Below are 13,538 nucleotides of genomic sequence, written 5' to 3'. Positions count from 1 at the left end.
ATGATTAAACATTTTTGTTTGAGTTTTGGTTAAAAATTTAGTTTTCTGTTAAAAAAACTCGTTTGTAAAGATCTGTTTGTAAAATTCCTTTTGGATCATACTTTTTCTTCAGAGAATAGAAACGTTTAAGATTGTCTTTAGGAAAATAAGATTCCATCACTCGTTTACGAAGGGTGGAGTCTTTTGCAAAATAAAATCTTCCTTTGTGTTTTAGTACAATTTCATCCAGCTCATGACAGAGAGACCATAGTTTTTCTCGGTTCCCTCGGGTAACAGGAAAGTCCATTGCCATAGAAAATCCATCCACAGCATGAGTCAGTAAAAACGGATCTGGTTTGTGTTTTTTGAAAACAGATAGGTAGTTTACAATTCCACGTTCTTGGCATATAGTGAAAATTTCACGGAACGCTTGTTTGGCGTTTTCTTTGGGAATGAACACTTGGTATTGGATCATTGCACCTGGTTTGTAAACAAACTTCCAATTAGGAACATAGTCCAAAAGGAATGCATATTCAGCATGGCCTTGGTAATAGGCTTTATTGTTTACGAGAATGCTCGCAATACATTTTGCCAAATTGATGAGTCGCATCCCCAAAGGAAAACTAAAAGGACGCATAAGGATCCACATCCATTTTTTAGGAATTACATAGAATAGGCGAGAAGGAAGGTGTTGTCTTTCCAGTAAACAATTACCAGGAAAATCAGGATCTTCTCCTTCTTTTAGGTTGGTGGCTTTGTGAATTTGGCCCCTGCCCATAGATTTTCCCGAAGCAAAGGCATCAATCCAACCTACTAAATAATCAGAAGTTTTATAATGTTCTTCAAAATAAGCAAATAGTTCGTCAAAGTTTCTGACATACACGGGATCAATTTTCATTTTTCCAGCATAGATTGGTTTCATTTTGATTTGGACTGTCAAAAAACAACCTAACATTCCAAATCCGGAAATGGCAGAATAAAACAAATCTGTATTTTTTTTAGGAGAACAAACTAAAATATCTCCTTTGGCAGTCAGGAAGGTAAACTCTTTAATGTGTTCGCCAATGGTTCCCACTTTAAAGTTGTTTTTTCCATGAATGTTCATGGAAAGTGCCCCACCCAAGGTTGGCATCATAGTACCCGAAACCACTGGTGGCCAAAAACCATTTTCGATTCCGGTTTCCCAAAGATCTTTGATCCGAGCACCCGATTGTACGGTCATCACACCTGTCTTAAGATTAAAATCTAAAACTTTATTAAAACGAGTGAGATCTAAAACAACTCCTTCAGTATTCGTGGATGCATCACCATAACTGCAACCACCACCACGTAACGCAACTTTGGTGCCAGTTTGGTTGGCCCAAACAAAGAGTTCTTTGATTTCTTCTTCTGTTTCTGGCCGAAACACTGGTGAAAGAGAAAAAGAACTCATTCCCCAGGCTTCCACTTTTTCCTTATTAGGAACTTTAATTTCAGGAGCTGATTTAGTTTTTTTAGCGACCATATTATATACTCAGTTTTTTAAAAATGAAATTGGGAATGTTACGAATGATAAGACCTACAAGAGTCCAAATCCCAGGGACAAAAGCTTCGTCTTTACCACTAGCAACGATTTTACGAATTTTTTCTGCTGCTTCTTCTGCAGTGATAGCTTTCATTAATCCTTTTTCTGGAAGTTTGAGGCCTTTTGTCATTTCCGTTAGAACAAATCCAGGTTTAATCGTTGTTACTTGCACATTTGATTCAGACAAACGATTGCGAAGTGCTTCCAGATATGTATTAAGAGCAGCTTTGGAAGTATTATAAACTGGATTTCCTTTTCTACCACGTTCACCTGCGATGGAAGAAATTCCGATGATTTTGCCGGACTTTTGTTTTGTGAAATATGTGGCGACTGGATTTAAAAAAGCAACGGCACCTAATAAATTAACGTTTAACATTTCCAAATCTTTGGTCGTATTGTATTCGTTAGGAGAAATTTCTGGCATAACACCTGATGCAAAGTACACTTCGTCCACTCCACCAAGTAAACTCACTGCTTTGTCAAATGTCTTCTCTGCTGTGGAAAACTTTGTCACATCAAAGACCAAAGGAAAGGCTCTTTTTTCTTTTCCTGAATTTGCTTTTTTAGATATGGATTCGAGGGACTTTTCCCTTCTGGCTAATAGTGCTACGGAATTTCCTGCGTTCAATTCAGCTTCTGCTATGGCTTTTCCGATCCCGCTCGAGGCACCGACGATGATTATTTTTTTCCCCATGTTTACGTTTTTTTGGTTTAAGCGAATCTGGCAAGTGGTTTCAATAGAGTTGTGCCCGTAATTGAGAGAATCCTGATCGACGGGATGAATCTAATGTATAAATTTCCTGATTTGGCATTTTGTTTGGGTGAATACCGTCTGCAAGATGCCCGGGACGGCTTACTTCAGCACTTAAAACGGTTTTATCAGAAGAATAAACATTCTAAAATTTTAGTGTTTTTTGACGGCAAAAAGGAGATTACCTCTGATTGTTATTCAGAAAATTGGGGTGATTTTTCCATCCATTACAGCCATGAAAAAAAGGCTGACGAACTCATCATCGGATATTTAAACTTATGTCCAATACCTTCACAATGTTTGGTGGTATCATCAGATAAGGAGATTATAAGTTTCGCAAGAAGGCTCCGAGCTAAACGAACGACCTCAGAGGAATTTTACACAGAATGGCTGAAAAGGGAAGCCGAAGAGGACGAATCGGAGTTTAACGACCTGAAAGAAGGATTGACACCAAGTTCGGAAACCGATTACTGGGAGAGACAATTCCTTCCTTGATATGTTGTTCAACTCAATCCCATTTTTAATCTTTTTTTCCGTAGTATACTTGCTCTATTGGGCCATTCCCAGAGAATTTCGAAAGTATTTCCTGTTACTTGCAGGGTTTAGTTTTTATGCCTACTTTTCTTTGGCTTTGACTTTCCACTTTTTGGCAGTCATTAGCATCAACTACCTTCTTTACCGAAAAATTAGATCCACTCCCACAAAGTTTTGGATTGGACTGACTGTATCTCTCAATCTCATCAACTTAGGATTTTTTAAATATATATATTTTTTCAGTAAGGTACTTGCTGACTTAACGAACTATCCGTTCTTTAAACAGGTCCCCGACCTCATCCATATTGCTTTACCACTTGCGATCAGTTTTTATACGTTTCAGGTTATCGCTGCTGCTGTTGATACTTACCGCGATTCATCTAAACCATTGGTAAAGGTGGAAGATTACTTTTTATTTGTCGCATTTTTCCCTGTGCTAATTGCAGGACCGATCATGAGGATGACCGATTTTTTTCCTAACCTGGACAAACTAACTCCTAGTAAAGAAAAGATGTATCGCGCTTCTTATTTGCTTATGTCTGGTCTTGTTAAAAAAGTTTTAGTAGCAGATCCGATGTCACTGACCATCTCACCAGTGTTTGGTTCACCTGCTGAATACGATTCCTTTTCTTTATTTATTGCAGGAGTTTGTTATTCGATTCAAGTCTATAGTGATTTTTCGGGACTCACAGACATGGCACGATCCGTTGCTTTGTATTTGGGATTTGAAACACCAGAAAACTTCAAAGCACCTTTTTTCTCTACATCAGGAAGAGAACTTTGGAAACGTTGGCATATCACCTTATCTTTTTGGTTAAGAGATTATATTTATTTTCCACTCGGTGGTTCTCGCAAAGGAGAACTTCGAACTTACTTAAATCTGATTGTCATTATGACCCTTGGGGGATTTTGGCATGGTGCAGATTATACCTTTATTTGTTGGGGATTTTATTGGGGAGTAATTCTTGCGGGGGAAAGATACTTCGAAGACAATCTTGGATGGAAACTAACACCGCAAAAAAATAAATTCTTAATTGTGTTAAAAGCTTTAATCGTTTTCATTTTGTTTTCGATTTCCGGGTTAATGTTTCGTTCTAACAATGCAACGAATATGGTGGATCATTTTTACGGAATTTTTACTCACTTTTCTCATAGTTTGGAAGTTATGTTTGTCGGTGGGTCTAACGAATGGTTGCTTTCTGCCACATCTTTATTTGGACCAGGTTCTTCTTTTCGATTCCAACATATTGAGAATTTGGAACGAATTTTTTATACATCCATTGCTTTGTTATTTTTCCACCATATACAATATGTTCCAGAGTTTTGGGATCGAATTCGCAAACATGATGTTTGGCTTGTTCCTGTTCTCGGTATTGTTACTATTTTCCTTCTCGCCACGCTTTCGCAAGATGGCGGAGAATTTATCTATTATAAGTTTTAGGAGACATTGTGGAATTCATTCGTAACCGATATTTACTTGTCCCGTTTTTGGTTGTATTCCTTACATTCTGTTTGGACAAACTTTTGCTTTTAGAAAATGTTCATACATATTTTTCAAAATCGCTTTCTGATATAAATTACATACAAAAACGCCAGTTATACGAAGATTTGAAAGTTTATTTATCTAACAAAGACAGGGACAAGGTATTAGTATATTTTGGAAATTCTCGTGCCTTGTTGTTTGATAATGAATACATTCATAAAAAATACCCAGGTTGGGTGATGTTTAATTTTTCTGTTCCGGGTGGAAAACCAGATTATGTATTACAATGGATGGAAGAGTTCCATAAAGACAATGTAAAACCCGATTTCTTTTTGTTTGATCATTCCGTGGAAATGTATAACTCGGCAGCTACTTTAAAGGTAGATGAAACTTTAACAAACGGACTAAATGTATCTTTTGTATTAAAACACTTTTCATTGTTTTCGACAGATGATATTTCTACATTAATCGCAAAACGTATGTTTCGTGCCTACCAATATCGTCCTAAGTTAGAGGTGATCCTTACAAGGGCAAAAAATAAAGAATCGTTTTTATATCCTTATCGCGAATTGCGTAATAGTTTGATGGCCAATTTGAATCGAGGGAAAGGTTCTGCGATGACTCCGGGAACTCACCAGTCTGTACTTCCTCCGGAACTTTTGAAAAAATCTGCCATTGGAGACTTTCATTCATATTTGGTCCCTTTTCGGTTTTCTGAGAATATTTTGAGTTTTACAAACCAATCCTTGGAACTGGCAAAACAGTTAGGAGTGCCTACGGCAGTCATTTGGGTTCGTTTATCTTTGCCTTATATGGATCATATTCGAAATCTAAAAGTGTCTGTGGGTGATGGAAAGGAAGATACCGTGTATCACGATTGGTATCCTAGAATGGTCGCATACCATAAACAAAATGGAGTGCCTTTTTGGAATATGAATGATGATCCAAATTATACCTGCAACAATTTTAGTGATGCAGGTCATATGTCACCGACTTGCTACGATGAATATACGGATTATATTTTTAAGAATTTACTTCATTCCTTTGTAAAAGGCGCACGATAAAACTCAGTCCGATTCTGCACATCGTTAGGTGAAAGTTTTTCAGGGTCTGTTGGATTTGGTTTTGTTGGATTTTGTGGTTGTGGTTTGGTGTTATTTTCCTTATCCATAGAATATCCATAATAGTATCCGTGTACAACTTCCACCACAGTGACTGGAGTTTCTGAATTTAAGTTTTGAATTTCTACTGTGATTTCTTCCGGTGGGGCTAAAAGTTCGAAAACCCATTGTGACTCCCCTTCGATCTTTTCTTTTCTTAAGATGGCTGAATTTTCATTTTGACCATTTCCAGAATAAACAGTTAGTACCCACTCTTTCAATTTTCCATCGGTGGCAATCCCAATCCCAATCGATTGTGGTGAGGATTCACCGGCTCTTAAGTCAAATCGAATGGCACCGCCTTTAGATACGGCACCATAGAGTCTTTTTTTCGATAGAGTAGGGTAGAGAGCCAAATCTTGGATTCTTGTTGTGACTTCTTTCACATTTTGGCTCAGAACGGATGGTTCGGAATGGAGGGCTTGCATCGTGACAAGCGTAATTCCAACCGAGGCAATCAAAGAGTATCTCATTCTCCTAATAGGACTAAAAAATAGGATTCCTTACAAGCAAAAGAAAAAGAATTTATCTAGTACAATTTCGAAATTTCATCAGTTCTTGGAGTAGGGTTTGTCTCTCTTCTGGGTCCAAATTCCTCTGATTTTTCGATTGTAGCTCCATCCGTTCGAAGGCAGGCCTAAATTTAGGAGAGCAGTTTTTTGAAAAGTATTGGTAAGCACTGATTCGATCAGATTGGTTCTCATTGATTAGTTTATAGAATTCGAATACGGATTGATTGTCATCGCTTGTGAAGTTTAATATAACGTAAGTTTTGTGGCACTCGCTTAATGTTAACGCTGGCACTTTTGTGTTTTTACAATTTACCGCAATGTCGGTTTCTAAAAATGCCAACATCTCTTCGTAAGTGAAATCTCTAAAAGGTTTTCCTTTGGGTATTTTAGATTTTTTGGAATCTTCGGATTCATTATGTTTTGGATCTTCTACCTTCACAAAATTTGTAACTACCTTGGGTTTTTGGTAAGGATTCGTGACTGTTAAATCATAGGGACCTGATTTTGCTTCCGTAGTGTCTACTTTCAAATCAATACGTTCCGATGATTTTACTTCCTTACTTAAAATGGGAAGTGTCTCGGTTTTTTTAGTTAAGTCTACTTTCGTAGCATCTAAAAAATGTTCCCCTTCAATCGTGATATTTGCGATTGTTTTTTCTGTTTTGGATTCTGATTTCGGAAGGATAATTGGTTTTTCTTCTTCTGTTACAACCTTTGGTGGTTCGGAAAGAATTACTTCTAAGTCCTTCCAAGCAGACCAAACTGCTGGTTTTTTAAATAGATTTAAAGGAGCAGTTCTTACTAGATACACACCTGATGGGAGGTCTTCGATGGATTGGTAGGGAGTATCTATCTTTTTATCGATAACAATTTTCCCTGTTTTTTCTTTGATTTGGATTTGGTAACCACTGGCTTCTGGAATTGGTTTCCAAGCGATGAGTTTGGTACCATCTTGAGCTCCGATAGAAAAAGAGAGTAATCCAAATATTATAAAAACTCGTTTCAAATTTAGTTTCATCTTTTTTCTTTATACAACCGTTTCGGAGAAATGAATTCAATGTCAGATGGTTTTAAGGATTTCAGTTGATCTAAAGCCAATATAAAACTTCCCTTTCTCGAAAATAATAAACTAGAATCTTTATACACACTGAGGTCCCAAGAAAAAGAACCTTCATCTAGGATACTTAAATCTTTTAAGGTATGTTTGGAATCTTTTGTTGTAATTTTATAAATGGCAGTTTTTTTATCACCTGTATGTTGGTATAAAACTAAATCATATCTTTCGCCTGTCACACCGGATACTTTCCATTGGAAATCTAAACTTGATTTTCCTTTCATTTGTACGATGGTTCCATTGGGAGACATCATTTCCAATTTAGGTTCTAGTTTCGTTGGTTTTGTATCTTTTGGATCCACTTCAGGTTCGGGGATTTTCTTTTTGTCTACTACCGTAAAACTCAATACAGAAGAGGATTCGGTTTCTTTTCCTTCTTTTGATTTACCGATCACAGTAGCGTAAAAAGTTCCTTTTCCTAATAGATTCCAATTGGGCACTAAAAAGTTAGCAAGTGTCTCTTCGGAAAATACTGCGTTTACCATTTTCGGGTCTTTAAAGATTTTTAATTGATAGGACTTTAACTCTGCATTTCCATCCCAAATCAAAATGGCTTGGTTTTGTTTAATCTCATCTGCAGAAATTTCCGAATTAGGAGTTGGTCGTAACCATTTAGGTGCAGGTATTGAATTTTGTTTTTTGATAATAAAGGAAAGGGTCTGGCTTTCTCTATCTTTTGTATCAGGGAAAGATGATTTACCAATTACCTTCCAATAATAGGTACCTTCTTTTAAATCGTCATACGAGATTTGATTTGCAGTAGTTTCTAATTCTTTTACAGGATTAGTTAGTTTAGGGGAGTTGGATATAATTAACCTATATGAGTTAACAGTAGATAGTTTAGACCAAGTAAGTGTGACTAAAGGATAGGTTTGGACGAAAGGAATTACTGTTCCTTGTTCTGGTGATTCACCTTGGAAAGATTCCATTTTTGCCACAAAGAATTTATTGATCTCACTGAATTCATTACCGTTTCCGGTTATACTTTTGACTCTAATTCTCCAGTAAAAAGTACCTTCTTTTAATCGTAGGTCGGCTTGGGTTCCCTCTACCTTTTCATTGATAAACGTCATCTGAAAGTTAGGTGATCTTGAGATTTCTAATACAGGATCTTCGTATCCGGACTCTACTTTCCATTGGAAGTGAACCGTTACATCTTCTGGTTCTGCATAAAATAGTTTTTGAGATGCTGGCGTTATCAAAGCAACTGGAATTTTTTTGATTTCAAGTCCTGTCTTTTTGAATTCAGCTTTTTTCCCTTCTTCTATGGAAACTGATTTTCCATCTTTTTCCTTGATTGTGGTTTTACCTTTCTCTACAAAGAGACTAAGGTCTCTTTCTTTAGAACGTTCAATTTTAACATTCCCTGAATCGACGTTAATTTCACTTCCTGCGCTCGTGATTTTGATTTGGCTTTTTTGCGAATCGTTCTTTTTGACTTCTAAGGAACCTTGTGTGAATTCAAGGTTTGGTTCTTCACCCGTCAAATCCAAGTTAAACATTGAATTTTCGTCGATATTAATTTCGGTTCCATCTTTAAGTCGAATGAGTGCGTCAGAAAATGCTTCAGAGCGAATGGTATCTTTATTAGTCAAGGCACTGTTGTTTTCTAGTTTTTCCCAAATCACTTCATCTTCAAATTTTCTTTGAACAATATTGTTTTTGAAGAAAATGGTTCCGACTACTTCTCGATCCCCAATGCTAATCTTCCGGTTAATATCCAAATAAAATAAAATAGTAAATAGTATCGCAACACTTAAAAGGGTAAACAGAACAAGTCTGTCACGTTTGTCTAAATTCATTTTTTCCCCTTTTTCACTACAGTGATTCCAACTAACTTCTGTAACTCACTTAAGTTTTTAGGATAATTTGGATCTGATTTTCTTCCTAAGATTGCATATACTTTTTGAGGTTTAGATTTACCTTTTAATTCAATCTCTCCCATACTTAAAACATGATAATCTGATTTGACTTCTTGGTAAGTTGTTTCTGTGATAAGAATGTCTGTATGAGTTTCTTTGTTTAAAGACTCTACTCTTGATGCAAGGTTCACTGAATCTCCAATGACAGTGTATTCCATTTTATCCGAACTTCCAATTTGTCCTGCAATCACATAACCAGTATTAATCCCACACCCGATTTGGATGATAGGTTTTTTGGTAGTACCTCTACCTTTATTGAATTCAATGAGTTTATCACGCATCCTAAGTGCTGCTTCCACGGTTAGTTTGGCATGGTTTTTTGTTTCACGGAGTGCCCCCCAAGTGGCCATGATGGCATCACCTATAAACTTATCTACAGTCCCTCCCGTTTCTTGGACGCATTTTACCATTTCCGTCATATACTGATTTAAAAATTCAACCACTTCTTCTGGTTGCAGTTTTTCTGAAATGGCAGTGAAACTCCTAATGTCAGAAAAAAAGATAGTGCAGTATTTTCTTTGTCCACCCAAAGATAATTTCCCTTTGGCAGCCATTTCGGCAATGTCTTGGTTAACAAATCGTCCAAAGGAATCTTTTAGTTTTTCCCGTTCCTCCAATCCTCTTCCCATACTGACGAATGATTTGGTTAACGTTCCAATTTCATCATGCGTAGTTGCATGAAGTTCTATATGATAATTTCCTCTTCTGATTTCTTCAGAGGCATCTACAAGTTTTAAGATGGGTGTTGAAAGAGATTTTGCAAAAATATAAACTACAATAAATGATAGGGCAAGTGAAACAATTAAGATATAGACATTTCGTTTTTGAATATTATTGACTTCTTCGAAAATTTTGGCTTCACGTACTTGTGATATGACACCAACACCACCGAGTCCCAGTTTTTTAAAAGATCCTAAGTAAGAAACTCCGTCTTTTGATTCGTAACGGAACTGCCCATTATCAACTGTTGATTTTTTCATTCGTTCCACAATTGGTAGATCATTTAAATTGATACCTGATAAAACTACTTTTGCATCTGGATGTGCGAGTACACTTCCATCTTCGCTTACAAGAAAAGTTTCTACGGGACCTGAGGTTTGGAATGCATCTAACAAACTATCTAGTTTAACCAAGGTGACAAGAATTGTATGTGTATCTTTTGATTCAGAAAGTGGAAAACTCAAACAAAGGATTGGATGACGGAAACGTGGACTTGCATTCCAAATTACTGTTGTTCCGCTAAAAGATTTTTTTAATTTTGGTTGGATGCTACGAAGTAATTCTTTTACTTCTGATTTTTGGTAATCGTATTTTTGAAGAAACTGATCATTTAATGCTTCAAATTTTGGATTTAGACTCGCATCATAAGCACCAACTAAAAGAAAGTTTTGGTCTTCGTCAAACAACTCTTTTGCGATTGCGTTGGCAGAATTTGGACTTCTTAAAATTGCAGATGCAGTGATATGAACATCTTGTTTCATCGAATGTAGATCCGATTTAACTTTTAATGAAAGAATTTCATTAATTTTGATATTGTTTTCTTTAACTCGCACCTCACTATCCTTTCGGAAAAAGTAAGATGCAAGAAAGATGATTCCTGACATGGAAACTAGAAGTACAACGGAAGTTATCAAAAGGAGTTTGTACCGAATCGGAAACTGCAATTCTCCGTGAGGGAGGGAATCTTTGGACAATAGAGTGCGGAGTTTTAGCAATATCGTTTTCATATGATTGGTACTTTTACCAATTTCACAAAAAACGGTGCTAAAAAAAAAGTAAAATTGAGAGCGGAAACTAATTTTTTACTAGGGACAAGTCAAATCAACGTTATACGTCTGTCGGAACGGATATTCAGGAATATTAAATGTAGTCTCTCGTACTACAGTATCAGGAAAGCCGTCCTGTTTCACAAGGTCTCCCAAACAAACCGCCTTATAAGTACCTGGATTTAGGTATTTGATTTTGGCACCTTGTTTAGCTGGTGTAGCAGCAAGAGGCAGAACGTTTAAAAAATCACTTTCTTGTTCTCTGAAAATTCCATAGTAATGTAACAAAGAGTTTCCGCCACCTGAGATCGTTAAACTAGATGCGGTTTCTGGATATATGATTCTTGCCCTTGTCAATAAATTTCCGCCTGCGTCTCCTTCCCCTTTATGGTCATAAAAGATGTCACTGATACCTACATAAGTGACTGTTGTAGCGCGGCTTGTCACATAAGAATGTAACATTAAGTTCTCTTTTAAGTTGACTCGAACCTCTAGGATATATGGGTCAAAACCATCTCGAACTTGCATATCTGACTGGACAGATTGGCTTGGAAGTTGGGTATAAAGTGCAGGAAAAAGTTTGGGAACAATTGTACTTTTTGCTGAAGTAGAAGTTCCCGCCACATAATTGTTACGTGGAACAATGTTTAGCCCATTGACAATCGGTCTGTTATCAAATCTTCCTGTTACAGGAGCTCCCGCATCCAAAGCATACCCAGTTACGAGAGAACGAAAATAAATGGCTGCGTAGTAGTATTCACGCCCAAACCAAGATCTGCCTGCAGAATAGGAACTTTCCCAACCAATAGTTTCGGAGGATGGATCGTTAGAGGGGAATTGGGCTCCAATCCCATTGAAAAAATCAGATGCCTTTAAAATTCCGTCACTTTCTGTACATGTGTTGTTATCAAAGGAATAGGTGACAGTACAGAATACTTGTCTGTTTGGAGCAATGTAGTCCCAAAATTTATTGGAATCTACAGTATCTCGAATTTGTGTTAAGTCGTTTAATCCTTTCACGTATTTACTGGAGATCCTAACTTCTCCAATATCCAAAAAGATAGGTAAATTTCCAACCTTGGGTCGATTCACCAAAGTCATGGTTGGATCAAGTCCATCCCCTTGGGAATCAATATATAATTCTCCGGTTCCGTTATTTAGCTCATTCCAATCGAGTGGATTGTCTGTGGCATAAGTTCCTTTTAAGAGTAATAACATTCTGTTATTGAATAAAGTGGAGATAACAGGGAGTTTGGATTCATCACCTAAATCTAATTTGGTTTTGCAATCTATGAAAAGAATTATATGCGAAAATATAACTAAAATAGGAATTATTAAAGTTTTCATATTAAAATAAAACTCCTACTGTTAGACCGAAATAGAAAAAATCTACGTTCTGCAAAGTATAATTAGCAGGGTTTTGTAATCTTGGGTCATCATAAGGACTTGAAAGTGGATATCTATATTGACTCGGAATATTCATTTGTGTCTCAAAGATCTTATGATAATCCAATCTAACCCCGATACGAATTCTTCGACCAGCAATAAAACTAGCTTCTAACCCAGCATAGGCGGAGGGATCCCAACGAGCCGTATCAGCAGGACGAGCGACAACATAAGCAGAGCCACCACCACCTTTTACAAAAAACTGAATGGGAAGTTCTACAGGAATTTTATAGGCTAGGGCCGCATAAAGTGGGATCGCAGTGAGGGCTCTTTCTGACCTTGATAAAAACACGGCATACGAGCCGCCTACTTCTGTATAAAAAATCCATGGCCAAGGCATCCTTGCATAGAATCCACCACCCAGAGTGGTTTCTAATACACGAACTGTAGGAGTTCCGGGCATCGGGTTTGCGGCACCCACCCAACCACCGATTTCATACCGGCGTTTGTTGTATTCTTCTAGAGTTTGCGCAGAAAGAAGTCCAGAAAACAGTGTGATTGCTAGGAAAAGGCTAAGGAAGAATGATTTTATACAATTCATGAATTTCCGGATAATCTTCGTAATATGCGCGGACAAAATAGAGTCCATCCGGCGGGAGAGTAATCCCTGCAATCGAACGGTTCTTCTCTTCCAAAATGGAGCCGATGGATCTAGATTTCCAACGTCCCTTTCCAATGTCCAGTAAAGTTCCTACCGTAATTCGCACCATATTGTGCATAAATCCATTGGCACGAATCCGGATTTGGATCCATTCTGGTGTCAAACGTTCCAATCGGATGTCAAAAATTTCCCTAACGGCACGTTTGCCTGCCATTGACTTTGCTTTAGTTAGGGACCGGAAATCTTTCTCACCAATTAGATTTTGGAGTTGGGTTTCCACATAATCCCAATCCACATGGTGTTTTTCCCAGAAGGCTCTTCCCTCAATGAAACTACTTTCATACTTACTGTAATAAATTTTATAAATGTATTCTCGTCCTGTACAACTAAACCTTGCATGAAACTCTGCGGGAACCTCAATTACGTTTTTAACAGAAACACCTTTGGGTGTGAGTGCGTTGATAGAAACAAGTAGTTTGTGAAAGTTAGGAATTGAATTCTCTGTTTTAAAATTACAAACCATTCCCAAAGCATGAACACCTGTATCTGTCCGACCTGCCACTGACAACCGTGAGGCGGGATTTTTTCTTAAGATAACAGAAAGTGCAGATTCGATGGAAGCTTGAACTGTTGGTAAATTTTTTTGTTTTTGCCAACCGTAAAAATGATTTCCGTCATATTCGACGAGGAGAGCATAATTGGGCAA

General features: G+C 37.3%; 12 protein-coding genes. 3 read left to right on the top strand and 9 right to left on the bottom strand.

Annotation, left to right across the window (positions count from 1 at the left end):
• Nucleotides 1-37 precede the first annotated feature (37 nt).
• Together EHR07_RS08955 and EHR07_RS08950 are read right to left on the bottom strand one after the other, a co-directional pair.
• Nucleotides 38-1,483, bottom strand: a complete 1,446-nt coding sequence (locus EHR07_RS08955) for an FAD-binding oxidoreductase (protein WP_135744778.1) — start codon at nt 1,481-1,483, stop codon at nt 38-40.
• 1 nt (nt 1,484) lies between these two features.
• Nucleotides 1,485-2,237 (bottom strand): SDR family NAD(P)-dependent oxidoreductase, encoded by a 753-nt coding sequence (locus tag EHR07_RS08950; RefSeq protein ID WP_135744777.1) that lies wholly within the window; start codon nt 2,235-2,237, stop codon nt 1,485-1,487.
• Nucleotides 2,238-2,288: 51 nt separating this feature from the next.
• On the opposite strand from EHR07_RS08950, the gene EHR07_RS08945 reads away from it, so the two are divergent.
• From EHR07_RS08945 to EHR07_RS08935, 3 genes are read left to right on the top strand one after another with little or no spacing between them, the layout of a single operon-like run.
• Nucleotides 2,289-2,789: an NYN domain-containing protein gene (locus EHR07_RS08945; RefSeq protein WP_279633204.1), complete on the top strand. Its 501-nt coding sequence runs from the start codon at nt 2,289-2,291 to the stop codon at nt 2,787-2,789.
• A 1-nt stretch (nt 2,790) separates the two neighbouring features.
• On the top strand, nt 2,791-4,269 hold the full coding sequence (locus EHR07_RS08940; RefSeq protein ID WP_135744775.1) for an MBOAT family O-acyltransferase: 1,479 nt from the start codon (nt 2,791-2,793) through the stop codon (nt 4,267-4,269).
• A gap of 8 nt (nt 4,270-4,277) precedes the next feature.
• Nucleotides 4,278-5,375 (top strand): DUF1574 domain-containing protein, encoded by a 1,098-nt coding sequence (locus EHR07_RS08935; protein WP_135744774.1) that lies wholly within the window; start codon nt 4,278-4,280, stop codon nt 5,373-5,375.
• Here EHR07_RS08935 and EHR07_RS08930 read toward each other — a convergent pair.
• The 7 genes from EHR07_RS08930 to truA form a co-directional block, all read right to left on the bottom strand.
• Entirely contained in the window at nt 5,348-5,944 is a 597-nt protein-coding gene (locus EHR07_RS08930) for a hypothetical protein (RefSeq protein WP_238734339.1), read from the bottom strand. The genes EHR07_RS08935 and EHR07_RS08930 overlap by 28 nt on opposite strands.
• Before the next feature lie 52 nt (nt 5,945-5,996).
• Complete coding sequence (locus tag EHR07_RS08925; protein ID WP_135744773.1) at nt 5,997-7,001, bottom strand: hypothetical protein; 1,005 nt, start codon at nt 6,999-7,001, stop codon at nt 5,997-5,999.
• A complete protein-coding gene (locus tag EHR07_RS08920; protein ID WP_135744772.1) occupies nt 6,998-8,899 on the bottom strand; it encodes a FecR domain-containing protein in 1,902 nt (633 codons plus the stop codon). Before EHR07_RS08920 ends, EHR07_RS08925 begins: the two co-directional genes overlap by 4 nt.
• A complete protein-coding gene (locus EHR07_RS08915) occupies nt 8,896-10,746 on the bottom strand; it encodes an adenylate/guanylate cyclase domain-containing protein (protein WP_135744771.1) in 1,851 nt (616 codons plus the stop codon). Before EHR07_RS08915 ends, EHR07_RS08920 begins: the two co-directional genes overlap by 4 nt.
• Before the next feature lie 78 nt (nt 10,747-10,824).
• The gene (locus EHR07_RS08910) at nt 10,825-12,132 is read right to left on the bottom strand and encodes an LIC11270 family surface protein (protein WP_135744770.1); all 1,308 of its coding nucleotides are present in this window, start codon (nt 12,130-12,132) and stop codon (nt 10,825-10,827) included.
• Nucleotide 12,133: 1 nt separating this feature from the next.
• Entirely contained in the window at nt 12,134-12,772 is a 639-nt protein-coding gene (locus tag EHR07_RS08905; RefSeq protein WP_135744769.1) for a hypothetical protein, read from the bottom strand.
• The gene (gene truA, locus EHR07_RS08900; RefSeq protein ID WP_135744768.1) at nt 12,744-13,538 is read right to left on the bottom strand and encodes a tRNA pseudouridine(38-40) synthase TruA; all 795 of its coding nucleotides are present in this window, start codon (nt 13,536-13,538) and stop codon (nt 12,744-12,746) included. The genes EHR07_RS08905 and truA overlap by 29 nt, the downstream gene beginning before the upstream one ends.

Source organism: Leptospira bandrabouensis (assembly GCF_004770905.1).
GTDB classification, from domain to species: Bacteria; Spirochaetota; Leptospiria; order Leptospirales; family Leptospiraceae; genus Leptospira_A; species Leptospira_A bandrabouensis.
The sequence above is the reverse complement of the archived record's forward strand: the minus strand, read 5'-3'. Positions and strand labels throughout refer to the sequence as shown.

What these genes read in the sequence shown, in the direction of transcription:
- EHR07_RS08955 (WP_135744778.1), bottom strand. Translation starts at nt 1,483, where the DNA reads ATGGTCGCTAAAAAAACTAAATCAGCTCCTGAAATTAAAGTTCCTAAT.
- EHR07_RS08950 (WP_135744777.1), bottom strand. Translation starts at nt 2,237, where the DNA reads ATGGGGAAAAAAATAATCATCGTCGGTGCCTCGAGCGGGATCGGAAAA.
- EHR07_RS08940 (WP_135744775.1), top strand. Translation starts at nt 2,791, where the DNA reads ATGTTGTTCAACTCAATCCCATTTTTAATCTTTTTTTCCGTAGTATAC.
- EHR07_RS08930 (WP_238734339.1), bottom strand. Translation starts at nt 5,944, where the DNA reads ATGAGATACTCTTTGATTGCCTCGGTTGGAATTACGCTTGTCACGATG.
- EHR07_RS08925 (WP_135744773.1), bottom strand. Translation starts at nt 7,001, where the DNA reads ATGAAACTAAATTTGAAACGAGTTTTTATAATATTTGGATTACTCTCT.
- EHR07_RS08920 (WP_135744772.1), bottom strand. Translation starts at nt 8,899, where the DNA reads ATGAATTTAGACAAACGTGACAGACTTGTTCTGTTTACCCTTTTAAGT.
- EHR07_RS08915 (WP_135744771.1), bottom strand. Translation starts at nt 10,746, where the DNA reads ATGAAAACGATATTGCTAAAACTCCGCACTCTATTGTCCAAAGATTCC.
- EHR07_RS08910 (WP_135744770.1), bottom strand. Translation starts at nt 12,132, where the DNA reads ATGAAAACTTTAATAATTCCTATTTTAGTTATATTTTCGCATATAATT.
- EHR07_RS08905 (WP_135744769.1), bottom strand. Translation starts at nt 12,772, where the DNA reads ATGAATTGTATAAAATCATTCTTCCTTAGCCTTTTCCTAGCAATCACA.